Origin of the sequence: Compostibacillus humi (assembly GCF_014637175.1) — a bacterium.
In the GTDB taxonomy this organism is placed as follows: Bacteria; Bacillota; Bacilli; order Bacillales; family Amphibacillaceae; genus Oceanobacillus; species Oceanobacillus humi.
On sequence record NZ_BMEV01000028.1, the window covers coordinates 1 to 23,905 of the forward strand.

Annotated in this window: 21 protein-coding genes; 9 read left to right on the top strand and 12 right to left on the bottom strand. The window is 41.2% G+C overall.

Features of this window, described 5'->3' with window-relative positions; translation table 11 throughout:
- Window positions 1-269: 269 nt before the first annotated feature.
- A complete protein-coding gene (locus tag IEV18_RS08610) occupies window positions 270-1,178 on the top strand; it encodes a zinc dependent phospholipase C family protein (RefSeq protein WP_188391985.1) in 909 nt (302 codons plus the stop codon).
- 35 nt (window positions 1,179-1,213) lie between these two features.
- Here the strand turns inward: IEV18_RS08610 and IEV18_RS08615 are convergent, their stop codons facing one another.
- A complete protein-coding gene (locus IEV18_RS08615) occupies window positions 1,214-2,449 on the bottom strand; it encodes an MFS transporter (protein ID WP_188392019.1) in 1,236 nt (411 codons plus the stop codon).
- A gap of 128 nt (window positions 2,450-2,577) precedes the next feature.
- Window positions 2,578-4,041 carry a methyl-accepting chemotaxis protein gene (locus IEV18_RS08620; protein ID WP_188391986.1) on the bottom strand — a complete coding sequence of 488 codons (1,464 nt, stop codon included), beginning with the start codon at window positions 4,039-4,041 and terminating at the stop codon, window positions 2,578-2,580.
- 193 nt (window positions 4,042-4,234) lie between these two features.
- On the opposite strand from IEV18_RS08620, the gene IEV18_RS08625 reads away from it, so the two are divergent.
- Entirely contained in the window at window positions 4,235-5,137 is a 903-nt protein-coding gene (locus tag IEV18_RS08625) for a cation diffusion facilitator family transporter (protein WP_188391987.1), read from the top strand.
- A gap of 147 nt (window positions 5,138-5,284) precedes the next feature.
- Here the strand turns inward: IEV18_RS08625 and IEV18_RS08630 are convergent, their stop codons facing one another.
- The 6 genes from IEV18_RS08630 to IEV18_RS08655 form a co-directional block, all read right to left on the bottom strand.
- Complete coding sequence (locus IEV18_RS08630) at window positions 5,285-5,581, bottom strand: AzlD domain-containing protein (protein WP_188391988.1); 297 nt, start codon at window positions 5,579-5,581, stop codon at window positions 5,285-5,287.
- Window positions 5,578-6,321, bottom strand: coding sequence for an AzlC family ABC transporter permease (locus IEV18_RS08635; protein ID WP_188391989.1), 744 nt, complete (start codon window positions 6,319-6,321; stop codon window positions 5,578-5,580). Before IEV18_RS08635 ends, IEV18_RS08630 begins: the two co-directional genes overlap by 4 nt.
- 128 nt (window positions 6,322-6,449) lie before the next feature.
- Window positions 6,450-7,202, bottom strand: coding sequence for a type I methionyl aminopeptidase (map, locus tag IEV18_RS08640; protein WP_188391990.1), 753 nt, complete (start codon window positions 7,200-7,202; stop codon window positions 6,450-6,452).
- Between the two features lie 131 nt (window positions 7,203-7,333).
- The gene (locus IEV18_RS08645; RefSeq protein WP_188391991.1) at window positions 7,334-8,092 is read right to left on the bottom strand and encodes a (S)-benzoin forming benzil reductase; all 759 of its coding nucleotides are present in this window, start codon (window positions 8,090-8,092) and stop codon (window positions 7,334-7,336) included.
- Window positions 8,093-8,114: 22 nt separating this feature from the next.
- On the bottom strand, window positions 8,115-9,479 hold the full coding sequence (locus IEV18_RS08650) for a dipeptidase (RefSeq protein ID WP_188391992.1): 1,365 nt from the start codon (window positions 9,477-9,479) through the stop codon (window positions 8,115-8,117).
- Between the two features lie 115 nt (window positions 9,480-9,594).
- Window positions 9,595-10,230 (bottom strand): YhcN/YlaJ family sporulation lipoprotein, encoded by a 636-nt coding sequence (locus IEV18_RS08655; RefSeq protein ID WP_229733607.1) that lies wholly within the window; start codon window positions 10,228-10,230, stop codon window positions 9,595-9,597.
- Between the two features lie 170 nt (window positions 10,231-10,400).
- Between IEV18_RS08655 and IEV18_RS08660 the strand changes: the two genes are divergently transcribed.
- Window positions 10,401-10,631 (top strand): YhdB family protein, encoded by a 231-nt coding sequence (locus tag IEV18_RS08660; protein WP_188391993.1) that lies wholly within the window; start codon window positions 10,401-10,403, stop codon window positions 10,629-10,631.
- Window positions 10,632-10,673: 42 nt separating this feature from the next.
- On the opposite strand, the gene IEV18_RS08665 is transcribed toward IEV18_RS08660, so the two are convergent.
- The 3 genes from IEV18_RS08665 to IEV18_RS08675 are packed head-to-tail and all read right to left on the bottom strand — an operon-like array spanning window position 10,674 to window position 15,286.
- The gene (locus IEV18_RS08665) at window positions 10,674-11,486 is read right to left on the bottom strand and encodes a S1C family serine protease (protein ID WP_188391994.1); all 813 of its coding nucleotides are present in this window, start codon (window positions 11,484-11,486) and stop codon (window positions 10,674-10,676) included.
- Window positions 11,487-11,510: 24 nt separating this feature from the next.
- Entirely contained in the window at window positions 11,511-13,538 is a 2,028-nt protein-coding gene (locus tag IEV18_RS08670) for an ABC transporter ATP-binding protein (RefSeq protein WP_188391995.1), read from the bottom strand.
- Window positions 13,538-15,286 (bottom strand): ABC transporter ATP-binding protein, encoded by a 1,749-nt coding sequence (locus IEV18_RS08675; protein WP_188391996.1) that lies wholly within the window; start codon window positions 15,284-15,286, stop codon window positions 13,538-13,540. Before IEV18_RS08675 ends, IEV18_RS08670 begins: the two co-directional genes overlap by 1 nt.
- Before the next feature lie 397 nt (window positions 15,287-15,683).
- On the opposite strand from IEV18_RS08675, the gene IEV18_RS17530 reads away from it, so the two are divergent.
- From IEV18_RS17530 to IEV18_RS08700, 5 genes are all read left to right on the top strand, one after another.
- Window positions 15,684-16,643, top strand: a complete 960-nt coding sequence (locus tag IEV18_RS17530) for a methyl-accepting chemotaxis protein (RefSeq protein ID WP_188391997.1) — start codon at window positions 15,684-15,686, stop codon at window positions 16,641-16,643.
- An 80-nt stretch (window positions 16,644-16,723) separates the two neighbouring features.
- Window positions 16,724-17,278, top strand: a complete 555-nt coding sequence (locus IEV18_RS08685) for a beta-class carbonic anhydrase (protein ID WP_188391998.1) — start codon at window positions 16,724-16,726, stop codon at window positions 17,276-17,278.
- Window positions 17,279-17,369: 91 nt separating this feature from the next.
- Window positions 17,370-18,869, top strand: a complete 1,500-nt coding sequence (locus IEV18_RS08690) for a spore germination protein (protein ID WP_188391999.1) — start codon at window positions 17,370-17,372, stop codon at window positions 18,867-18,869.
- A 20-nt stretch (window positions 18,870-18,889) separates the two neighbouring features.
- Window positions 18,890-20,002 carry a GerAB/ArcD/ProY family transporter gene (locus tag IEV18_RS08695; RefSeq protein WP_229733608.1) on the top strand — a complete coding sequence of 371 codons (1,113 nt, stop codon included), beginning with the start codon at window positions 18,890-18,892 and terminating at the stop codon, window positions 20,000-20,002.
- Window positions 19,989-21,128: a Ger(x)C family spore germination protein gene (locus tag IEV18_RS08700; protein WP_188392001.1), complete on the top strand. Its 1,140-nt coding sequence runs from the start codon at window positions 19,989-19,991 to the stop codon at window positions 21,126-21,128. Before IEV18_RS08695 ends, IEV18_RS08700 begins: the two co-directional genes overlap by 14 nt.
- Window positions 21,129-21,250: 122 nt before the next feature.
- Here IEV18_RS08700 and murG read toward each other — a convergent pair whose 3' ends face one another.
- Entirely contained in the window at window positions 21,251-22,321 is a 1,071-nt protein-coding gene (gene murG / locus IEV18_RS08705; protein ID WP_188392002.1) for an undecaprenyldiphospho-muramoylpentapeptide beta-N-acetylglucosaminyltransferase, read from the bottom strand.
- Between the two features lie 100 nt (window positions 22,322-22,421).
- On the opposite strand from murG, the gene IEV18_RS08710 reads away from it, so the two are divergent.
- Entirely contained in the window at window positions 22,422-23,804 is a 1,383-nt protein-coding gene (locus IEV18_RS08710) for an MATE family efflux transporter (protein WP_188392003.1), read from the top strand.
- Window positions 23,805-23,905 lie beyond the last annotated feature (101 nt).

Below are 23,905 nucleotides of genomic sequence, written 5' to 3' on the forward strand. Positions count from 1 at the left end.
CCATTTTGGATCCATAGAGAGAAAAACAGGCATCCAAAAGTGCTCTTTTGCACCAAATTTTCGGATGCCTGTTTTTGTTTCAAAGTCAAGCTTTATTTTTGGGTAAACTTAAATAAAACTATTTCCTCTCTGTGCTCAAATTTGCTAAAATTGTTATACAACAAGGGAAACGCCACAAATTTGTAATACTAAACTTATCCGCACCGTGCTATTCTTCTTTATAATAAAAGTAAAGGGAAGTTTGTTTCCAAAGAAAGGAGGAAAGTGCTATGCCGAATGTATGGACCCATATTCTTTTTAGTGAAGAAGTAGTCGATGCGATAACGAAACCAATCTCTTCTCCGAATGAATCGTTCATTAAACTCGGGGCACAAGGACCAGATCCATTGTTTTACTATCGGTTTTGGCCGTGGGTGAAAGACGAACCTGTACGTGAAATCGGTATGGCAATCCACACGAAAAAATGTGGGGATTTCCTCATGGATTTGATTATTTCCGGGAAACATGCGAGCCAGCAGGCACAAGCCTTTATTATCGGTTTCGTTACCCATCATATACTCGACCGGAATACCCATCCATATATTCATTATCGGGCAGGATACCAAGGCAGCAACCATCAAAAGTTAGAAATTATTATCGATACGTTGCTGGCCGAAAAAAAATACAATCTGAAAACATGGAAAACGAAAGTATATAAAGAAATTGATGTCGGCAGGCATTTAGACCGGAACATTGTCCACATACTGCATGATACGATTCGAAAACATTATCCGGAACATCATCAGGACTCTCCTGCCTATATCCAAAAAGCGTACCGGGATATGCTCTTGGCACTAAAAATTTTATATGATCCGTACGGCTGGAAAAATGCTCTAATTCCGTCACTGATTTCTTCCTATTCCCATCAGCCGGTGGAAGACGATCGGGATTACTTGAATTTAAACCATTCTACCTGGTATCACTCTGCAACGAATGAGCCGAGCAACAAAAGTTTTTTGGAGCTTTTTGAAGAGAGCAAAATGGAAGCGGTCGAAGTAATAACGGAAATCATCCGCTATTGGAAAGAGGAGCATTCATCCATTCATAAGCTTAGGACCCTTATTGGGGATATATCTTATGATACTGGCAAACCAGTCGAACTCGGGTTAGAAAATAAATATTACGATGCAATTATTTAAAAGAGGCGGAACAATTCCGCCTCTTTTCCTTTCTATTATCCCGCTTTTGCTTCTTCTATTCCTTTCTCTACATCGACAAACTTTAATAAGATGATGCCGGCAATAAAGAAAATGATTAAGGATATGATTCCAAATCTGCTATTTCCGGTAATTTGCCCAATAAAAGCAAAGACAAACGGACCAGCCACCGCGGCAAATTTTGAGGAAATCCCATAAAACCCAAAAAATTCTGCGTGTTTATTCTCTGGTATCATGCTGCCGTAAATGGATCTGCTTAAGGCTTGGGCACCTCCTTGCACCATTCCGACACAGATGGCCAATAAGTAAAAATGCAAGGCGCTGGACATGAAATAGCCGATAATAACAATGATTAAATAGGAATATAACGTAATATAGAGCGCCTTTTTCGCGGTTATTTTTCCTGCCAGCCAGCCAAAAAAGAAAGTAAAAGGAATTCCAACGAATTGGGTAATCAACAGAGCGACAATAAGCGCATTGCTGTCAATTCCTATTTCACTGCCATAGATGGTTGCCATCCTAATAATGGTAGAAATTCCATCATTATATAGCCAGAAGGCAAAAAGGAATAATAAAAGCTGTTTATATCGTTTAATTTCCCGAAAGGTATCCCCAAGCCGGGAAAAGCCAATGGCAACGTAGGAACGGTTCCTTTTTACCGTCTGCTTCTTTTCTTCCTTTATATTCTTGATTAACGGAATGGAAAAAACGAGCCACCATATCCCGACCGTCACAAAAGAAAGTTGTGTGGCGACAATCGAGTTTGGCAGGCCGAATAATCCAGGTTTTAAAATCATCAAAATATTGACTGCCAAAAGGACTCCCCCGCCAATATAGCCGTAGGCAAAGCCTCCGGAAGAAACCCGGTCGATTTCTTCTTTGTCTGCGACTTGAGGCAGCAGTGCATCGTAAAAGACGTTGGCACCGGAAAAACCGATTGATCCTACGATAAATAATACAGAAGCTAAAATATAATCCCCTTCTCCGACAAAGGCCAATAAAATACTGGCAACAATACCCATAAACGCGAAAAATTGCAGAAATTTCTTTTTAGCATAGGAGAAGTCACTAATCGCACCTAAAATCGGAGCTAATATCGCTACGATAAGTACGGAAATCGACTGGGAATACCCCCAGTAACTTGTCGCCAAATGGCTGTCAATCCCGCTGGCAGCGACGGTAGAATAATATACAGGAAGAACTGCAGCCATAATCGTCGTCGCAAAAGCCGAATTTCCAAAATCATACAGCATCCAGCTGCGCTGAATTTTTTTCTTATCCAACTCTTTCCCTCCCTCTTAAATTTGCCTTATTAAACAATTTATTGTTGCGCATAATCTTCATTCATCATACCATTCCTGGGAAAAATGAAGTTTTAAGATTACCTTAAATTTTCCAATGTAGCCGCTGCTTCGTTAGATCGTTCGATCGCTTCTACTAAATGTTTCAATCGATCGGCCTGTCCGTTAATAACCCCTTCCAGCTGTTCGATGGTTGCCGATGTTTCTTCCATGAGGGAGGCAAGCTGGTCAACAGACTGATCAATTGTCTTTGCCGAGTATTTGATTTTCTCTGCTTTATTATGAAGTGAGTCAATTTCATGCACAAAACGGAATAATTGCTCCGAAATCTCTTCAAAATGCTCGTTAGCAATGGCAACCGTCGCTGAGCTTTCTTCCAATTGCTTTTTATTTCTCTGGACTTCCTGCTCCGTTTCCATGACGTTCGTTTCGACAGCCCTTAAATTTTCGCTCATTTGGACTGCAAAATTATGGGTTTGCTCGGCTAACTTGCGGACTTCATTAGCAACGACAGAAAAACCTTTACCTGATTCTCCTGCCCTTGCCGCTTCGATGCTGGCATTTAGGGCCAATAAATTGGTTTGAGCGGCAATATCCTGAATTTTATAGGTGAACTGGTGATTTTCCTTCAGCTTTGCGATTAAAGCTTCCGTATTGGTAATCAGCTGATTAAAGGATTGTTGATATCCATAGAGCAGATTCATTAGTGCTTCCATTGACTGCCTTCCCTTTTTGGATAAATCCGTCAGTTTTTTGCCGTTTTTGCTGTTCTCCATAAAGGAATCGATCATCTCTTCCACTAATTTTTCCGCCGTTTCGGTCGTTACGGTAATTCTAGTTGCCGATTCGGCCTGAGCTTTGCCTGCTTCATTGATTTCGCGGAAGGCTTGCAGCATTTCCTGGAAAGAGGCTGAATTCATTCGGCTGTCCTGTTCAATGATATCCATCTGTTTTCGTACGTCTTTTGCCCCATCTTGAACGATTTCAACAAATTTCTCTTGTTTTCGTAAATATTGGTGATTTTGCTGTAATGCATTTTCCGCATCGGAAATAAGGGACCGGGCAATTTTCACTTGCATCACAAGCACAGTAAAAATAAGAATATAAAAGACGATCGTAATGGCGGTTGCCCGTAAATCTAAGCCGACAATCCCCCCTTTGATTCCGACATAATAGGCAAGCAGCAATAATCCGAGTGCCCCGCCAATATGTAAAACCGTCAAAGACAGCGACACAGCTGCTACTGCCAGCAAATAAAAGATAAATAATATATTTGTCACATAGCTGGAACTGGCCATAATTAACAAGGTAATACCGGATATCACAAAGATTGCAATATAAGGTACAGCTTTCATATATATTTCTTTTATGTGGAAAAACAGAGCAAGGGAAATGCCAAAGATTCCACCAATACTAATGGATAAAATATTGGCTGTTGGAGCACCTAAAATAAGCTCTGCACCTGCTCCGAGCACAAAAGAAAAGATAAGAATGTTAATTAAAATCCGGTTTTGCCGACGAATTACTTTCCTATTTCTACCCATAAGCCACCTCTATCATTGGTATTCAAACTAAATTCCTATTCTCTATATTATCGTGGAAAATTCAGAAAATTTCAACATATACGGAAAGTTTCCTTTAGCCAATACATATTACCATGCTCTTCTTTGTTGCTCTAGACCCACCCAACTTCATTTGATAGACTGAAATAAGCTTAAACAAGCAGTGGAGGAAAAGATGAATTATTCAGACAACTTAAAAAAAGGGGAAAAAGGTGCTTGGCTTAGCATCATTACATACATTATTTTATCTGCTGTCAAAATCGTCGTTGCCTATATTGGCGATTCCGATGCACTCAGAGCGGACGGATTAAATAATTCGACCGATGTTGTCGCATCGGTCGCTGTCTTGATTGGCCTGAAAATCTCCCGGAAACCGCCGGACGAAGATCACCATTACGGCCATTACCGGGCTGAATCCGTCGCATCGCTATTCGCCGCTTTTATTATGGCAGTTGTCGGAATTGAGGTAATTATTGACACGCTCCAAACTATTTTTTCCGGCACGGTACCCCAGCCCGACATGATTACCGCCTGGACCGCCCTCGGTTCTGCCCTTGTCATGTTTTTTGTCTACCGGTACAATTTAAAGCTGTCCAAACGGATTGAAAGCGCGTCCTTATACGCCGCAAGCCAGGATAACCGCTCCGATGCTTTAGTCAGTCTAGGAGCATTCGTCGGAATTGGCGGAGCCCAACTCGGTCTCCTTTGGTTAGATCCGTTGGCAGGTTTTATCGTAGGAATTATTATTTGCAAAACTGCATGGGAGATTTTTAAAGATGCAACTCATACATTAACCGATGGGTTTGATGAAGATCAGCTGATTCAAATTAAAGAAAGTATTCGAGAAGTAGATGATGTGCTGCACGTTTTAGATGTAAAAGGCCGAATCCACGGAAATGGACTGTTAATTGAAGCAACGATATTAGTAGACCCGTCGTTAACAGTAGATGAAGGCCACCAAATTGCAGATAAAGTAGAGAAACAGCTGGAAGGGAATTTTCGCATAAGCCATGCCCACATCCATATCGAACCGTATTTCCCGAAGGAAAATCAGCATAAGAAACAGGAAAATGATTAAAACTCGACAAGTCCTGCAAATATTTGACCGTATATGCAGGACTTTTAATTATTGGAAGCATTATGTATACAGCTAAAATGTCCTTCTTTCCGAAGCAAACAATTGCTGCCAAATGTCGCGGATATATTTCTTATAAGGATGCGGCGGCTAAAGTGTCAATAGGAATACAGTTAAAATCGCACCGATAACGACGAGAACGACATTTAACCCAAAAAGAGCTAATATAATTGCAATGATACCGCCAATAATACCGATAAACGGCTGATCCGGAACGACGGAAAGAATCCCGGGAAATATCAACGCTCCTAAGGCTGCATAGGGGATGGCGCTAAGCCATTGATTAATCCAGGGACGGAATTGCAGCTTTTCTACTACAAAAGCCGGAATAACCCTCGGCAGCATCGTAACAAAAGACATACCAAGTATAATCATTATAATTGTCATTCTTTCTCCTCCTTTAGCAAGAAGATGCCGCTAAATCCGCCAATAACTGTTGCCGTAACAATACCCCATCCGGCACTCATGCCGAGTTGTACGCACAGAGCATTTATCAGCATCGCCAGAATAGCAATGAGCCCGACTTTTTTCTCCTTTTTCACGGACGGAACTAGCAATCCGATAAACATCGCATAGAGGGCAATCCCCATACTTTGGCTTAATATTTCCGGGATAATATCCCCTAAAATACCGCCCAATAGCGAACCTAACACCCATGAAAGATAAGCAACGAGAAAAAGAGATGCGTAAAAATATCCGCCTTTTTCCTCCTTTGCTTTATCCGGATGCATGGAGGATACCGCAAATGATTCATCGGTTAATCCTAAAGACAGTGGAATTTTCCATCTTAGCGCAATAGGACGCAGCTGATTCATAAATGATAAGTTCATGACGAAATGCCGGAAATTAAGCACGAATGTAGCTATGACGATTTCAATTGCACCTGCTCCGACAGCAATCATATTTGCTCCCATAAACTGGGATGCACCGGCAAATACGAGCATACTCATTAAGGTCAGTTCCCAAAGAGTCATTCCTGCTTGCTTTGCCAAAACGCCAAAGGTAATCGCGATGGGCAAATATCCGAGCATGATCGGAAAACCGGTGATTAGCCCTTGCTGAATCATATTTAAGCTAGGTGATTTTGCCGCCTTTTGCGAAACATTTGAATTCACTTTTGTCCCCATCGGTCATCCCCCCATTATTTTGATAAAATTAAAATTATTATAACGAATTTTGTTAATAAGAGAAAGAGTTTTGACTATTTGCTTAAATTAAAAAAAAAGGGACTTGGATAATTCCAAGCCCTCCCGAATCAATTATCTTGTTCTGTTAAAATAAGCGGACCGTCTTTTGTAATAACTAACGTATGCTCGTATTGGGCAGAACGGCTGCCATCGGCTGTTCTGGCTGTCCATCCATTAGCATCCATTTTGCTTTGCCAAACGCCTTCATTGATCATCGGCTCAATCGTAATAACCATTCCTTCCTTTAACCTTAACCCCTTATTCGGAAGGCCAAAATGCGGAATGTGGGGATCTTCGTGAATAGTCGGTCCGATGCCATGGCCGGTAAAATCCCTCACGACGGAAAAGCCTTCCCCTTCAGCATATGTCTGAATGGCGTGGCCAATATCGCCAATCCGATTGCCGGCTTGCGCTTGTTCAATACCTTTGTATAACGCAGTTTTTGTCACTTCCATTAATCGTTTCCCTTTTTCATCTACTTCCCCGACAGCATATGTCCACGCCGAATCGGCAAGCCCTCCATCTAAATTAACAACCATGTCTATTGTCACAATGTCCCCGTTTTTAAGTTTCTCATGGCGGGGAAATCCGTGGCAGATTTCATCATTGATGGAGGCACAAATGGCATAAGGATATCCGTTATACCCTTTTTGTTCTGGTGTTGCCCCGTTCTTGCGCAAAAATTCCTCTACAAAAGTATCGATCTCCATTGTCGTTATTCCAGGTTTGATCATCTTGGCAATTTCTTTATGACATTGAACGAGCAGTTCTCCGGCTTTTTTCATCTTTTCAATTTCTCGTTTGCTTTTACGGGTAATCAACTTACATCTTCCTCTCTGAAGCATGAATTAAAAAATGCTATTATTGAGTGTACCATAAAGTGATTACTTCTGCAGGAGAGAAATAAAGAAAAGCAGCAAAAGGGACATGCGTCCCCTTTCCTGCTGAAACCTTAAACATAATTTTTGACATCATATATTTTCCCGTTAACCATTCCTTCATCAAATAAGATGTCGATTAGTACGCTGGCAATGAGCGCCGGGTTCCGCAATGCATTATTTTCTTTATACTGCTGGAAAGTCTTCACGCCAGAAAAGGCGGATGCGGAACTGGAACGGATAACCGCTTGCATTTCCGTATCCATTATACCTGGGCTAAATGCAATAATTTTATGGCCGGTATTCGTTTCATCCTGCTCCAGGGCCACCGTTTGCGTATACATGTTAATGCTTGCCTTTGAAGAACAATAGGCGCTCCATCCAGATGTCGGCCGGACAGCCGCTCCGGACGTAATCATCGTAATCCGAAGCAGCATTCCTTTTTCGGAGGCAAATTTTAACAATAAATTAGTTAATGTCATCGGGGCAACCGCATTGAGCTGAAAATGCCGCAATAAATCTGTCTGCTTTACATTTTCTGCCCGTTCAATCGGCTCTACCGATGCTGCATTATTAATCAAATAAACCGTTGTTGCTTCCTGCTCCAGGAGGGTGTCAGCTATCGCAGGGAAATTTTCTTCAATGGATTGTATATTGGCTAGGTCAATCGGCAAATGCTTGTAGAAACAATGGTTTTCTTCAGCTATTTCTTCCAGCTCCAAGTTTCGGTTTCGGGATAGGCCGATGACTCCGATGCCGGATTCTAAAAAGAGCGAACTGACCGCCTTCCCCAATCCTCTTGAATCGCCCGTAACTACTGCAAATTTACCCAACCGGTTCCTCCCCTTTCAACCGTTATTTAGACGCAACTTTTTCCCAATAGTAGACTAATGTTTCCATCCCTTTATCGAAACTGTCCAATGGAAAGCTTTCATTCGGAGAATGAAGCCGGTCCTCTGGTGTACCGAATCCGAGGAGAACAATCGGCATGTCATATATATCGTCAATCCATTCCACAACAGGAATGGAACCGCCCATGCGTACGTACACCGTCTCCTTGCCAAGGCTTTTCGTATAACTTTCGGCCGCCTTTTGAATTAATGGGTGATTCGGCTCCACTTTATACGCTTTTGCCGAACCGGATTCCTTTTTCACCTCGACCGTAACCCCTTTAGGTGCCGTTTTTTGCACATGTTCTTCCAGAAGTTTTTGAATTCGTTTCGGATCTTGGCCTGGTACTAAGCGGCAGGTGATTTTCGCTGTAGCTTTGGACGGGATAATCGTCTTTGTACCCTCTCCCTGATAACCTCCATAAATCCCGTTAATTTCCAATGTCGGCCTTGCCATCGTATGTTCCTCCGGTGTATAGCCTTTTTCCGATACGGTTTCCGGTGCGCCGGTTGCCTCTGCAAAGTCTTCACCTGGAATTTGAGCGATTTTCTTTCGTTCATCTTCACTAAGAGGCTCTACCCCATCATAAAATCCTTCAACAGTGACGACTTCATCTTTATTTTTCATCGATGCCAAAATATGGCTTAAGGCCATAATCGGATTCCGGACTGCACCTCCATATGCTCCGGAATGAAGGTCGTGATCCGGTCCGGTTACTGTAATTTCAATGGCTGCCAAACCTTTTAGACCGTATACAATCGTCGGCTGATTTTTGGCAATCATCCCAGAATCGGAAATTACGGCAAAATCGGCAGAAAATAACTCCTTATTCTTCTCCAGAAATGCATATAAATTTTTGCTGCCAATTTCCTCTTCCCCTTCGAGACAAACCTTAACATTGACAGGGAGCTTCCCTTCTGTCTTCATATATGCTTCAAACACAGCTAAATGCATGAAAACTTGTCCTTTATCATCGCTAGCTCCGCGGGCATAAATCCGCCCGTTCCGGATTACCGGCTGAAACGGCTCGCTTTCCCATTCTTCCAGGGGGTCTGCCGGCTGTACATCATAATGACCATACAAAAGTACGGTTGGTGCATCTTCTCTGGCGAGGTATTCCCCGTAAACGAGCGGATGCCCGCCTGTCGGCATTTTTTCCGCTTTGAAACCGATTTCCTGTAAATATGTAACGAGATAGTCTGCTGCCTGCTGAATATCATTTCGATGGGAGCTGTCTGTACTTACACTAGGTATCGCTAAAAATTCTTTTAATTTTTCAAGCAGCTGTTCCCGATTTTCTTGTAAATAGGTCAAAACGTTATGACTCATCTAGTTTCCTCCCATTCCATTTTTTAACATATTGTAGCACAGCTGATAGGAAAAAAATAGAATATGCGCATAAAAAAAGGGACAGCTCAATCAATAGCTCTCCCCTTTTGCAAATTTACCGGTTTTGCGGAAATAACCGTTCAATCATATTGCTGAATTGATCAAAAAATCCTTCTACTGGTTCACCACGGTTTACATCATCAATATATCCGTTCGTCAAGTCAAAGAAATCAGGGTTCGTTGATACGTACACATTTTCAATGTCCCGGTCGACAGAACGGACAATATCGGCAATTTTTTCTTTTACTTCGTCCGAAACTTCATCATCAAAACGGTTACGGTTATTCGTGTTTTTATTCCGATGGCTTGTATCCAATTCGGCTGCAACGTAAGCATTGTTGTCTGTCGTCAATACATATGCGCTTTCAATTTCTGCCACTTGTTCCGTAATTTTCTCTGCTGCCTCTTCTGCGATTTCGTAGCGGTTTTCGTTATTGTTGTTCCGCACTCGCTGAACATTATCAGTACGGTCGCCAAACCGGTTGTTTACATTGCGAAAATCCCGGTTTTGGTAACGGTCCGCATCCCGCTCCATTGTATAGTTTCGATCGTTTGCCCACCGCTCTGTAGTAGTATTTTGATAGCGGTCGATGTTATTGTCGGGATGCCTTGCCCCTTCTTCATTCGTTGCCTGACAGCCGGCCAGGGCTATAAATACAGCTAATCCACCAGAAATTAGTACTTTTTTCAAATGAAGTAACCTCCTTTTTGGTGAACCTAGCTTTAGTATGTTTATTCTTAAACCGTCTATACCTGAAAACCTTTGCCTTTAAATGGTTCTCACACCATTGGTTTAAGCAACATTTAATAAGATAAACGGGTAAAATATGAATAGCCCTGGAAACGAAGGAGGGGAATTTTGTGTTAGATTACGACAAAGCACTGTATTATACCCTTTGGGGCCAATGGGATGATTTGCTCGTGCTGATGGTAAGAACTGAAGACGATATATTATCGAAGCGGATACAGCAATTTTTGCATGCCTTCCATTACTCTTTTGATGAACAGAAAATAATCCGTACCCATGATAACCTTCTTTATTATATTGACCACGCCATGAAACAAACCCCGACGTTAACGATGGAAATATAAAGACAACCCCCAAAAGCTTCTTAAACTTTTGGGGGATTAAGTTTATTCTGAGCGATATTGATGGAACAAATCAATCGGCACAAACAGGCCAACTTTTCCGTGTACCTCATGCTGCATGGTAGCAAAAATGACACCAATCACCTTTCCTTCTCCGTTTATGACCGGGCTTCCGCTATTTCCCCGGTATACTGGGGCTTTAATCATCATTACTTCTTCTTTCCAGCTGGATAGCTGGGTGGAACCGACAATTTCCCCTTCATTCGCAATGCCATTGAACCGAAGAGGGTTTCCGATAAAACGAATCCTTTCCTTATCTTCATAGGCTGCATGTTCTGCCAAGGTTAAATGGGGCAGCTGTTCCCCCTCTACTTGAAGCACCGCAAGATCGATCGAAGGGTATATTTCTGTCACCTCTGCATAATAAAGCCCGTCTTCCGGAAAAGCAACAGTTAACGTATTTTTATCCTCAATAACGTGGTAATTTGTAATTACTATGCCGTCTGGTGAAATGGCGAACCCGGTTCCTTTGCTGTTTTCCGTTTCAATGACGACTACCGCATCCTTATATTGTTTGATATCCGGATTTAGTGACAACGAAGCCGATGCTTTTAAAAACTTAATTGCAGGAATGGAAAAGGTTTCCGGGATAAGGGCGAACACATTAAATACTAAAAAGAAGGCAATAAGCCAAAAAGCCCATCTTGGAAAAGGCTGTTTCGGTTTTTCTTTCTCTTCCTTCAGCCGTGCCAGCGCCTTTTCCCTTTCTTTTTGTACTAATTCATACATTTCCTCATCATCAATTTCTTCGTACAAATCCTCATCAATAATATCTTGCAACTGTTCTTTTTTATCCATCGTTCACTCCATCATCCGAAATGCTTATACTACCACATTCGTTTTCCCTTGCTGCATTTCATACATTTGGTAATATAGCCCTTTCTCGGCAATCAATGATTCATGATTTCCCTTTTCCACTATTGTACCATGATTTAATACAAAAATAATGTCCGCCTGCTGGATGGTGGATAACCGGTGGGCAATAACCAAGGTCGTCCGTCCTTTTTTCAGTACTTCCAAGGCTTGCTGTATCGTCTCTTCCGTTTCCGTATCGATATTTGCTGTTGCCTCATCCAGGATGAGAATTGCCGGGTCGAAAGCAAGCGCCCGGGCAAAGGAGATTAACTGCCGCTGACCGAGGGAGAACGTTTTGCCGCCTTCCGTCACCTCTTCTTCATAACCTTTCGGCAACTTTTCGATAAAATCATCCGCTCCTACTGCTTTTAAGGCGGCGATGGCCTTTTCTTTTGGAATGTTCGGATCGTTCATCGTAACGTTGGAAAGAATCGTTCCGCTGAACAAAAACGGATCTTGCAGGACGATACCCATATGGCTGCGCACTTGCTGTCTCGACCAGTTGTTTGTGTTATAACCATCAATGGCAATCGTTCCTTTTTGCGGGTCGTAAAAACGGAACAATAAATTCATGATGGAACTCTTTCCAGACCCGGTATGGCCGACAAAAGCAGCCGTCTCGCCCGGCTTGATTTCAAAGGAAATATTCTTTATCACCTCATCCTTTCCATTGTAAGAAAAGGTAACACCGTCAAACGTGATTTTGCCCTTTATTTTTTCAGTTTCTTTAATTAAAACGTCCTCCCCTTCAACGTCCATCAGTGCAAATACCCTGCTTCCTGCTACCCGCGCTTGTTCCAGCAATGGCAATTGATTTACGATATCTGTTACTGGTTCATACAGACGGGTAATATAATCGATAAATGCGTAAAGCATCCCAATGGAGATGACATTTTCGATATTTAACGAAGCCGACCCAAAATACCAGAGAAAAAGGACGAAGGTTAAGTTGCGGCAAACGGTCACGAGATTATAGGAAGTCAATGCACTTAATTTGACAAGCTTTCGCTGATAGATAAAATGTCTTTCATTTAGCTTTTCAAAATCCTCTTTCATTTTCTTTTCTTGATTAAATGCCTGAATAACCGTCATTCCTTGAATTGCTTCGTTAATATTTCCATTTATTTCGCTGTTTGTTTCACGGACAACTTTGTTATATTTTGTTCCGAAATATTTATATACTTTCATCCAAATGTATAATAACGGAACGATAAATAAACAGATTGCTGCCATTTTCGGATCAAGAATAAATAAGGCAGTATAAATTCCTGCCATGTAAATAAAACTTGTAATGACAATGGACAGTACCCGTTCATATAAATCCCGGATTGCCTCCGTGTCATTTGTAATCCTGGCGACAATTGAACCTGCCGGATGATTGACAAAGTAGCTGACCGGAATTCGCTGGATATGCCGAAATATGTCGTTGCGCATTTTCTTTACAATCTGATTGGCTGCTTTTTGCAAATAAAAGGTCTCAAAAAACTTAAACAGACCGGAAAATATAATAAGTACCATGTAGAGCAGGAGCAATAATAAAATCGGTTTTTGTTCCGGTTTGAAAAACGGATAAATCTCGGACAAAGAAAGTTTTTCCATCGGGAAGGTGGACACTTCTTCCCCGGCCGTTATTTCCACTTCTCCATCCCGTATCTCTCTTTTCCCTTGCAGCGGCGCTTCATCCGGAATGTATACATAATTGGTGCCAACATGCAAAATCGTAACCGGATCACCGATTATATCTTCTTCCTCCGTCAGCCGATCCGCTCTTTTATAGTAACTATCCTGAAACGGTACGGTTTGATTATCCCTATCCTTTACTTCCACCCAATAGCCTTCAACACCTAAAATATGGTCGTCAATTACTTTTTTCGCAATGAGCGGGCCTGCCAGTTCGAGGGTAACGGCAATCATCAGACAAAAAAATCCAATGAGAATTTCCTTTTTAAATTTGAGGGCATATTGGATTAAACGTTTTTCCGTAGAAGGTTTCATTACGGTGCCACCTCCTGTTCTTCCAGCTGTTGCTTCACATATTGTTCTTTATACCAGCCGCCTCGCTCCATTAATTGTTCGTGCGTGCCTTCTTCAGCGATTTTTCCGTTTTCCAAAACGATAATATGATCGGCATGGGTTACGGCTGAGAGGCGGTGGGCGGAAATAATTGTCGTTCTGTTTTTTCGCTTCTTTCGCAAATGGGCAATGATTTTTGCCTCCGTTTTCCCGTCTACAGCCGACAAAGAATCATCCAAAACTAAAACTTCCGGATCTTTAATAAATGCTCTTGCTAAAGCGACCCGCTGTTTTTGCCCCCCGGATAACGTTACTCCGCTTTCTCCAACTTTCGTATCGAGCCCTTCCGGCAATTGCTGAATATCATCCAGAAAATGAGCCAATTCCAAAACCCGCAATATTTCTTCATCGGTTGCATCATTTTTTCCGAATTGTATATTTTCCCGAATCGTTTTGGAAAACATCATCTGATCTTGAGGGACATAGCCGATCCAGTTCCGAATCTGTTTTATGCTAATATCTTCCAGATTTACGCCAGAAATGGTAATACGGCCGGTAAAACCGGGATATTGCCTGAGCAGAATTTTGAACAATGATGTCTTTCCGCTTCCGGTTTTCCCAACGATTCCGATCGTTTGTCCCCTTTTTATTTCCAAGTTAATATGCTGCAGCTGTTTTGCTTTCGTTCCCGGATAAGAAAAAGATACGTCGTCAAAAATAATCGATTCCACCGAAGGGACGTGTACCGGGTTCTCTTTATCTTTTACATCAGGTTCATAGCTTAGCGTTTCATTTACCCGGTCGAGAGATGCATTTCCCCGCTGCAAAACATTAATGAGTTCTCCAACGGCAAACATCGGCCAAATTAACATTCCCAAATAGACGTTAAAAGAGACTAAATCCCCTAAAGTGATGACATTGTCAAATACTAAAAAGGCGCCGTAGCCGATTCCGATTGTATAGGAGAGTCCGACAAGAATTTTCATCGTCGGCTCAAACAAGGCATCGATTTTGGCAACTTCCATATTTTTTCCGTAAACATCTTCCGTCATCTTTTCAAACCGTTTGACGTCTTGCTCTTCCTGTACATATGCCCGAATGACCCGTACACCGCGGATCGATTCCAGCACCTCGTTGTTCATATTTCCAAAAGCTTGCTGGGCAACGGTAAAGCGCTTATGGATTGCCGCACCATATTTATTCATAATGACTGCCATAATCGGCAAAGGAATCAGCGCGGCAAAAGTCAGTTTCCAGCTGATTGTAAACCCCATCATTGCGATAATCATAAACATAAAAATGGTAGAATCAACAAGCGTCAGAATCCCAAAACCTGCCGTCTGGCTAATTGCTTTCAAATCATTCGTGGACCTTGCCATTAAATCTCCGGTGCGATATTTGGCAAAAAAAGACGGAGTCATTTTTAAATAATGATCCATCAAACGGCTGCGCATCCATTTTTCCAGAATAGCCGCCCCGCCAAAGAGAATATAATCCCACAAAAACGAGATCGTATAATGGGTAACGATCAATCCCAAATAGCCGATGATTACGGTAAACAGAATTTGAGATGTTAATGTATCAAATTGAATATGATCAATGACGAATCCAGCCAATTTCGGCGGAATAAGACCGAGGGCACTCGCCATATTCAAAGCAATAATCGCAAATATATACCGCTTCCAGTAATGCTTAAAAAACCATCCTAATTTTTTTAATACAGAAAACATATGGATCACCTTCTTTTGTCCGAAACTATTGAGAAAATATTTAAAAATTTTAGCAAAAAGTATATCCTTCTGCAACTGAAACAGAAAAAAGCATACGTCCGTGACGTATGCTTCCGAAAGTCAATATGAGATAAGAGGGCACAGACAGGCCGGTCTCCTACATTTCCCAGCGGAAAGCCACGGATATCCATATAACAAGCTGATTTGGGATGATTAGCATATTTTTCATCATCGCGACCTCCGCCTTTCTAATCAAGTTAATATTCTTTGGAAAAAAGAAAGTTTAGTTAACTTTTCCTTGCAACCCTTTACATTTTATACCACATTACCGAAAATAAATATATAGGTTAAATGAACTATTCGCTTTTATTTATTATTATTTTTCGGGGGTAAAGTGATGGTAACAAAATCAAAGCAAATTAAACTGCTCCAGGAACAGCTTATTCAAGCCAGAGAAAAAATATCCCAATTAGAGGCAGAAAAGAAAGAAATCATCGAAAAACAGGCACAAATTTTAGAAGAATTCCAGCAAAACCTTATCCGTACTATTGAGCAGCACGAAATCGTAAACAATCAGCATCAGGATTTGGAACATTTGGTCATGCAAATAAAAGAAGGGCTGCTTCACATTCATTCCCTTGGACATGAGTCAATTGAGCAATCGGATACGTTAGTGAAAAAAGGAAACGAATTAATGGAATCCTACGATAAATTAAATGGGTATACAAATTATTATCAGGAAACGGTTCATCAAAATAAAGAATTTATGGATAACTTAACGGACCAGATGACAAAAACAGCGAATAGCATGCAGGAACTGGGGGAACATTCCAATACGATTAAGGAAATCGTGCAAGTTATCAGCGAAATTGCCAATCAGACGAATCTGCTGGCGCTGAATGCTTCCATTGAGGCCGCAAGAGCAGGAGAACACGGCAGGGGCTTTGCCGTTGTTGCCTCGGAAATTCGCAAGCTGGCTGAAAATACTCGGGAGAGCACGCAGCATATCGACGAAGTAACAACCATGATCCAGGAAAAAATTTTCGAAGCGGAGCAGGGCGCGTATGACAGTCAGGAAAAGGTAAAACAATCGTCTGCCTTCAATAATACAACCGTTAAAATGCTTGATGAAATGAAAAAGATTTTGGAAACAGTGAGAACTAATTCCCAGGATGTCCTTGATCATATCCATACACAAAATCAGCTTGCCCAAGATATGGTAAAACATATCGATCATTCGGACAGCTACTTCCAGTCCATAAAAGAAGCGCTCCTGGAACATATTAATGATGCCAAAGTGGTCGACAGCCAGCTGGCAAGCGGAATCGAAGGAATAAAAAAATTAGGAGACATTTAAACTACATATATGGTAAACTTCTAACGGAGGGTTATACCCCTCCCTTTTTTAAATTTTTCTCTAAAGGAGCAGGTGAAACAATGTATTTAGATGAGATGCTGGCATTTAATAAACGATTTGTGGAAAACAAAGAATACGAATTGTATAAAACGGATACGTATCCGAATAAACGGATGGTCATTTTTACGTGCATGGAGTCCCGGCTCGTCGAACTTCTCCACCGGGCGCTAAATATTCAAAATGGTGACGTAAAAATAATTAAAAATGCCGGAGCAATAATCCGGAAACCCTTTGATACGGTCATGAAAAGCATTTTAGTTGCCATTTATAAATTAAAAGCCGAAGAAGTAGTCATTATCGGCCATCATGACTGCGGCATGTCCAATGTTGACATTGAAGCACTAAAAAAAGAAATGGTAAACAGGGGAATTCCGGAATCAACTCTAGATATACTTGAACATTGTGGAATTCACTTGGACGAAGAGTTCCATGGTTTTAACACGGTGGAGGAATCCGTCTTGAAAAGCGTTCAAATTGTAAGGGAACATCCGCTGCTGCCGGAAGGAATCAAAGTTCATGGGCTCGTCATCGATCCGGAAACGGGGAAAGTGGACGTTGTAACGAGGGGGGATTAATGAGAAATAAAAAATAATTGGTTTTTCATTCATAAAATCCTCTGCTCCTCCACACACTAAACGGTAGAATTACTTTCTGGAGGATTTCGAGATGCGAGGGAGCGGCAGCAATGATAAAAATATTTTCCCTATGAAAATAGAGGAACTGGAAAAACTTTTGAAGAATCGGTTTGAAAATAATCCGGATTTAAGTTTTACCGTTTACGACCACGAAAATAAAAAAATTGCTGTATTTTTTATCAGCTATATTGTGGAAACCCAATGGGTCCATGAATCGCTAGTAAAGACATTACTAGAAGGAAACGAACCATGGACAAACAAAGCGATACTCAACAATATTCCCCTTGCTGAAGCGGAAAAGAAGAAGAAACTGCAAGAATTACTGGACGGACTTTTAATCGGCAAAGTATTTGTCTACATTGAAGGGGAAGATGCAGCCCTTTCCTATTTGCTGCTGAAAAAAGAAAAACGGTCCCTAGTGCAGGCAGAAACGGAATCGCTCGTTTTAGGCCCAAAAGTCGGTTTTACCGAATCCCTTATTACAAACTTGAATATGATCCGCTGGAATATTCGTTCAGAAAACCTCGTGATGGAAAAGTATACAGTCGGAAAACAAGAACCAAGGGAAGTGCGGCTCGTTTATATAAAATCCGTTGCAAACACTTCGGATATTAACACGATGCGTCAAAGATTGACAGAACTGGACATTGACAACGTGGATGACAGTTCGGTATTAATGCAATATTTAGAGGATTCATCCCGGTCAATCTTTCCCCAGTTTCTGTCAACCGAATTGCCTGACCGGTTCTGCTACAGCATTTCCCGGGGGAGAATCGGGGTATTAGTGGAAAATAGTCCGACCTCTATCATTGCTCCTTCCACATTTTTTAGTTTTTTTGAATCAACCGAAGATTTATATATGCGCTGGAATGTCGGCTCATTTTTGCGCATTCTCAGATATTTGTCCTTTCTTCTCTCTACTTTGCTGACGCCAATTTATGTGTCCGTCGTTACCTTTCACTATGAAATCATTCCGACATCTTTATTAGTAAATCTTGGCCAATCAAGGGCAGCAGTGCCCTTTCCCCCGATTTTGGAAGTATTAATCCTGGAATTGCTCATTGAATTATTGCGGGAGTCCGGGGCAAGACTGCCGACAAAAGTCGGCCAGACCATTGGTATCGTTGGTGGTGTTGTCATCGGGACAGCAGCAGTGGAAGCCGGGATAACGAGCAATGTTCTCCTGATTGTCGTTGCCTTGAGCGCCCTTGCTTCTTTTACCGCCCCAAACTACTTAATGGGTACGACGGCTCGGCTAATTCGCTTTCCGATGATTTTTCTTGCTGGCACCCTTGGAATCGTCGGCATCGTATACGGGATGAGTTTTCTTGTTGTCCATCTGTTAAAGCTGACTTCCCTTGGCCGGCCGTATTTAGCGCCAATCTACCCTTTCCGCTGGGAAGATTTGAATAAAGTAATATTCCGGCTGCCGAATGATTTTCAAAATAAACGGTTTATATCCTATCGTCCCAAAAAAGCGATTCGGTACAGCAAAAAGGATGCGCGGAAAAAAAGAGATATTGATGAGTAGGTGAATGTATGGAGATTAACGTGAAAAAGAAACCAGATTTGGAGTTTCAAGCTTTTTACGTATTTTTTCTCATTGCCTCCATACAGATTGGAGTAGGAATCTTAGGCGTGCCTAGAATTGTTTATCTCGAAGCAGAGCACGATGGATGGATTTCCATCCTGCTCTCCTATTTTTATATCGTTCTTGTTGTATGGACCATGATCTATATTTTAAGGCAATATAAAAATGCAGATATTCTCGGAATTCAAGTAGATTTATTCGGAAAATGGATCGGCAAAATACTCGGAACGATTTATCTGATCTATTTTACCATTGGTTTATTATCCATCCTCATCACTTATATTGAAGTAGTAAAAGTCTATATTTTTCCGGATATGGATAATTACATTTTAGGCGGATTGCTGCTCATTCTTGCAATTTATACTGTACTTGGCGGAATTCGCATAGTTGTCGGTGTCTGTTTTATCTTTTTCTTCCTGACCCAATGGGTGCATCTCCTGCTGATTCAGCCGATATTAAACTTTGACATTCTTCATTTCCAGCCGGTTCTTAAAGCCTCTTTCAATGAAATTGTCAGCGGAGCAAAATCGACTTCCTATACAATGATGGGCTTTGAGCTTTTGTTTTTTATTTATCCTTTTATTCAAAATAAGCAAAAGACGAATAAGGCGACTCAAACAGCTATTGGATTTTCGGCAGCTAAAACCCTGGTTTTAACAGTGGTTGCCATTGGCTATTTTAATGCCAGTCAATTAACGAGAAGGGAATGGCCCGTATTAGATTTATATAAGCTGCAAACCTTTTCTTTTGTTGAGCGCTTTGACTATGTCGTTGTTGCCGAGTGGATGATGGTTGTGATTCCGAATATTGTAATATTTATGTGGGTAATTACGTATGGCGCAAAACGTCTTTTTCAAATTTCGCAAAAAACTACTCTATATATCGTCGCCATTATTTTATTTATTTGCATCATTCTCATCAGTGACCATTTTTTCATTCATAAAATCATCGATTTATCTTCTGCTATTGGCTTATGGATTGTCTATGTCTATCCTTTTCTCCTTTTGCCTTGGGTATGGATAAAAAATCGAAGCCGAAAAAGGAAAGGAAATGAAAAACATGCAAAAGCTTAAAATATTCCCGCTCCTTGCCCTGTTTACGTTCCTCGCTGCATGCGTTCAGACACAGGAACTGGAAACACTGGGAATTATTAATGCCCGCGGAGTTGATTTATACGAAGAAAGTAGTGACGAACTGCTGGAAACGACGTTAATCGTTTTTCAATTTGACATTCAGCATTCCGCTATGACGAATACGATTATTGAAAGGGGAAAAACGATTAAAGGAGCAAGAAAAAGGGCAGGCTATCATATGAGCTATAATCTCGTGCCGGGCCAAATCAGTGTGGAAATGTTTGGCAGGGAGCTGGCGGAACGGGGACTGTCCAGCTATTTAAATGGCCTTGTTAGGGATGCAAGGGATAACGAAACAGCCTATTTCGCCATTACAGACAGTACTGCAAAAGAGGTGCTGACGGCAGGACAGGAGAATGTGGCCATTAATATCGGGCAATATTTGCAAAACCTGATTGAAAAAGAAATGAATGATGGACGGCTGCCGGAAACTTCCATTACCCATTTTGACCATATGCACACAGAAATTGGCATCGACCCGGTTTTGCCGATTATCGATTTAGTCAACAATAAACCAACATTGACAGGACTGGCCGTATTTCAGGAAGATAAGTACGTTGACCGGATATCAATGAAAGATGCATTATTAGTCAACTTAATGAAAAAGACTTTAAAGGATACACGGATTGAAATAACCCTTCCTGCAAAACCTTTTGCACCCTATATCCAATTTGACCCTAAGGTTGATGTCGAGGAAATTTCACTAATGTTAACCATTTTGAAGGGCAAATCGAAAATTTCCCTGACGGATAAGGAAAACTTGCAATACGAAACTGACATAAACTTAAGAATGAATTTAAACGAAATTTCCCGGTCTATAAAAATAAACGAAAAGAATTTTAAGCTTCTTGAAAAGGAAATCGAAAAAAGTTTGAAAAAGGACTATGAAACATTGCTTAACAAACTGCAAGAAATAAATTCAGATGTAATTGGCTATGGTAAATATTATGCTGCAACATTGCGGGAAAAAGATTTAACGAATGAGGAATGGCGGGAAAAATTCCCGGAAATATCAGTTAAATATAATGTGAAAGTAAAAATAGTAAATCATGGAACGATTATGTAAAAGGGGCTGTCCAGAAAGTCGTATTTCGACTTCTGGAAGCTCTTTTTTCATGTTTCAAAATCTTGATATATCAATATTCTTGTTTATCGCCTCTTTGGAAATTTTTACTTTTCGGACACCCTCTACTTCTTATTTTCCATAATAATGTCAATGACCCTTTCTTTCGCTTTGGTACTTTCATATTCTCTCATTTTATCGATCATTACCGGAGCTTCCTGCTTAAGGCGAAATAATTCACGTATAAAGCTGTCATTTGTCAGTTCTTCTTCCTCCAGCATGCGGGCATATTTTTTACTGGCAAAAGATTTGGCGTTATCAATTTGATCTCCTCGGCTTGCTGCCCGGGAAAGCGGGATAAGAAGCATCGGAATTCGCAGTGCTAAAAATTCGAAAATTGCATTTGCCCCCGCCCGGGATACGACATAATCCGTAATAGCGAATATATCTTTCAGTTCTTCATGAAGATATTCATATTGTAAATAACCTTCCCGGCGAATGTCCGTATCTACCTTTCCTTTTCCGCAAAGATGGATAATTTGGAAATTGTCCAGTAACACGGGGAGATTGTCCCGGACCGCCTGATTAATTTTTTCCGAACCGGCACTGCCGCCCATAATAAGCAGTACAGGCTTTTTTCCAGAAAAACCGGTAAATTGATATCCTTTCTCCTTCTCGCCTTGAAACAATTCGTCCCGGATGACCGCGCCGACATTTTCCGATTTTTTTGCCGGCAGATAGTTCAACGTTTCTGGAAAAGTTGTCAACACTTTTTTGGCAAAAGGAACAGACAATTTGTTTGCCAGTCCAGGTGTATAGTCGGATTCGTGAATAACAGCCGGGACCCCCCTTAATTTAGCTGCAACAACAACTGGTACGGAGACAAACCCTCCTTTGGAAAAAACGATGCTCGGTTTTCTCTTTCCGATAATCCGGTACGCCTCCAGCGTTCCTTTCATTACTTTAAATGGATCCTTTAAGTTTTCTTTAGATAGATACCGGCGAAGCTTTCCAGTCGATATTGGATAATATGTTACTTCAGGAATTTTTTCAATTAAGTCCCGCTCAATTCCATGATGGGAGCCAATATAATCCACTTCCCAGCCCTTCTCCAAAAATACGGGAATTAAAGCCAAATTGACCATGACGTGGCCTGCTGTTCCGCCTCCGGTAAATAATATCCGTTTCCTAGTCATTATGTACTTCCTTTCTTTGCCTTTTTGAAAATAAAGGTTATAATTATCCTCATGCCGTATAAGTCTCTATGCTTATTATACATAGGAGGAAGATTTTACGATGTATGAAACATCTTCCATTACCGAGAAAATAAAACTTTTTGTCATCATTTTCGTTCCTATCTTTGTTACCCAAATTAGCCTCTTTCTGATGAACTTTTTTAACACCATTATGTCCGGCCAGGCCGGGGCAAAGGATCTGGCTGGGGTTGCCATCGGAACGAGTCTATGGGTGCCGATTTATACCGGGATGTATGGCATTCTTTTGGCAGTCACCCCCATTATAGCTCAGCTTACAGGAGCAAAGAAACAAAAAGAGATAAAAGAAAGCATGCAGCAAGCCATCTATGTGGCAATATTTCTTGGGATTTTCGTAATTATTTTGGGAGCTCTTCTTTTGGATCCGGTATTGCAAGTAATGAATTTGCAGCAGGATGTGGAGAGAATTGCCAAATATTATTTGTTCGCGCTAAGTTTAGGCATTATTCCATATTTTATTTTTAATACGCTGCGGAATTTTATGGATGCTTTAGGCAGAACGAGAATGTCCATGGCAATTATTCTTCTTACTTTGCCAGTCAATATTGTATTGAATTACATATTCATATTTGGGAAATTCGGTTTGCCGAAAATGGGCGGAATCGGCGCCGGACTGGCAACGGCGATGACGTATTGGATCAATTGCATTATCGCTGTCGTTTGTGTGTATGCTCTTACTCCGTTTCGTTCCTACCATATTTTTAAAAATTGGAAAAAGCCGATTTTTAAGCAATGGAAAGAACAGCTGACGGTTGGTCTGCCGATTGGATCTGCCCTGTTTTTGGAAACGAGTATTTTTTCGGCTGTAACAATTTTAATGAGCGGATATGGAACAAATACGATTGCTGCGCATCAGGCGGCGATGAACTTTTCTTCATTGCTTTATATGATTCCATTAAGCGTTGGCATGGCATTAACGATTGCCGTCGGTTATGAAGTCGGAGCAAACCGGCTGAAGGACGCCCGGACATATACAAATATCGGCATAAGCTGCTCCTTATTAATGGCCGTCTTTAATAGTGTTATTTTATTTGTTTTCAAGGAACCGGTCGCTTCCTTATATCATACCGATACCGAAGTAATCGAGTTAACGAGCAAGTTTCTTATTCTTGCCATATTTTATCAGCTGGCGGACAGCTTTGGCGCACCAATCCAAGGGGTGCTGCGGGGATATAAAGACGTACGGATTCTTTTTTTCATTGCCATCGTTTCTTATTGGCTTATCGGGCTGCCAATCGGATGGATTTTCGCAAACTATACTGCGCTGGAAGCTTTTGGCTATTGGATTGGAATTACGATTGGCCTGACATGCGGCGCCATTGCTCTCCTATGGCGGCAGTTTTATATCCAGAAACAATACGCTTTTAAATCATCTCAACTATATGAAAGTAGGAACGTACGTTAATCTTTTGCAATCAGCACGAAACGAAAAACAGCTTAAACTTAAATCTGCAAAAAACAATTAAATTAAAGGATTTCCCTATTCGATTAAAAAGAAAAAACCCT

What these genes read in the sequence shown, in the direction of transcription:
- IEV18_RS08665 (WP_188391994.1), bottom strand. Translation starts at nt 11,486, where the DNA reads ATGGATAAAAAAGAACAGTTGCAAGATATTATTGATGAGGATTTGTAC.
- IEV18_RS08675 (WP_188391996.1), bottom strand. Translation starts at nt 15,286, where the DNA reads ATGTTTTCTGTATTAAAAAAATTAGGATGGTTTTTTAAGCATTACTGG.
- IEV18_RS08690 (WP_188391999.1), top strand. Translation starts at nt 17,370, where the DNA reads ATGCGAGGGAGCGGCAGCAATGATAAAAATATTTTCCCTATGAAAATA.
- IEV18_RS08625 (WP_188391987.1), top strand. Translation starts at nt 4,235, where the DNA reads ATGAATTATTCAGACAACTTAAAAAAAGGGGAAAAAGGTGCTTGGCTT.
- IEV18_RS08615 (WP_188392019.1), bottom strand. Translation starts at nt 2,449, where the DNA reads ATGCTGTATGATTTTGGAAATTCGGCTTTTGCGACGACGATTATGGCT.
- IEV18_RS08635 (WP_188391989.1), bottom strand. Translation starts at nt 6,321, where the DNA reads ATGGGGACAAAAGTGAATTCAAATGTTTCGCAAAAGGCGGCAAAATCA.
- murG (WP_188392002.1), bottom strand. Translation starts at nt 22,321, where the DNA reads ATGACTAGGAAACGGATATTATTTACCGGAGGCGGAACAGCAGGCCAC.
- IEV18_RS08685 (WP_188391998.1), top strand. Translation starts at nt 16,724, where the DNA reads ATGTATTTAGATGAGATGCTGGCATTTAATAAACGATTTGTGGAAAAC.
- IEV18_RS08700 (WP_188392001.1), top strand. Translation starts at nt 19,989, where the DNA reads ATGCAAAAGCTTAAAATATTCCCGCTCCTTGCCCTGTTTACGTTCCTC.
- IEV18_RS08630 (WP_188391988.1), bottom strand. Translation starts at nt 5,581, where the DNA reads ATGACAATTATAATGATTATACTTGGTATGTCTTTTGTTACGATGCTG.
- IEV18_RS08710 (WP_188392003.1), top strand. Translation starts at nt 22,422, where the DNA reads ATGTATGAAACATCTTCCATTACCGAGAAAATAAAACTTTTTGTCATC.
- IEV18_RS08670 (WP_188391995.1), bottom strand. Translation starts at nt 13,538, where the DNA reads ATGAAACCTTCTACGGAAAAACGTTTAATCCAATATGCCCTCAAATTT.
- IEV18_RS08610 (WP_188391985.1), top strand. Translation starts at nt 270, where the DNA reads ATGCCGAATGTATGGACCCATATTCTTTTTAGTGAAGAAGTAGTCGAT.
- IEV18_RS08620 (WP_188391986.1), bottom strand. Translation starts at nt 4,041, where the DNA reads ATGGGTAGAAATAGGAAAGTAATTCGTCGGCAAAACCGGATTTTAATT.
- IEV18_RS08650 (WP_188391992.1), bottom strand. Translation starts at nt 9,479, where the DNA reads ATGAGTCATAACGTTTTGACCTATTTACAAGAAAATCGGGAACAGCTG.
- IEV18_RS17530 (WP_188391997.1), top strand. Translation starts at nt 15,684, where the DNA reads ATGGTAACAAAATCAAAGCAAATTAAACTGCTCCAGGAACAGCTTATT.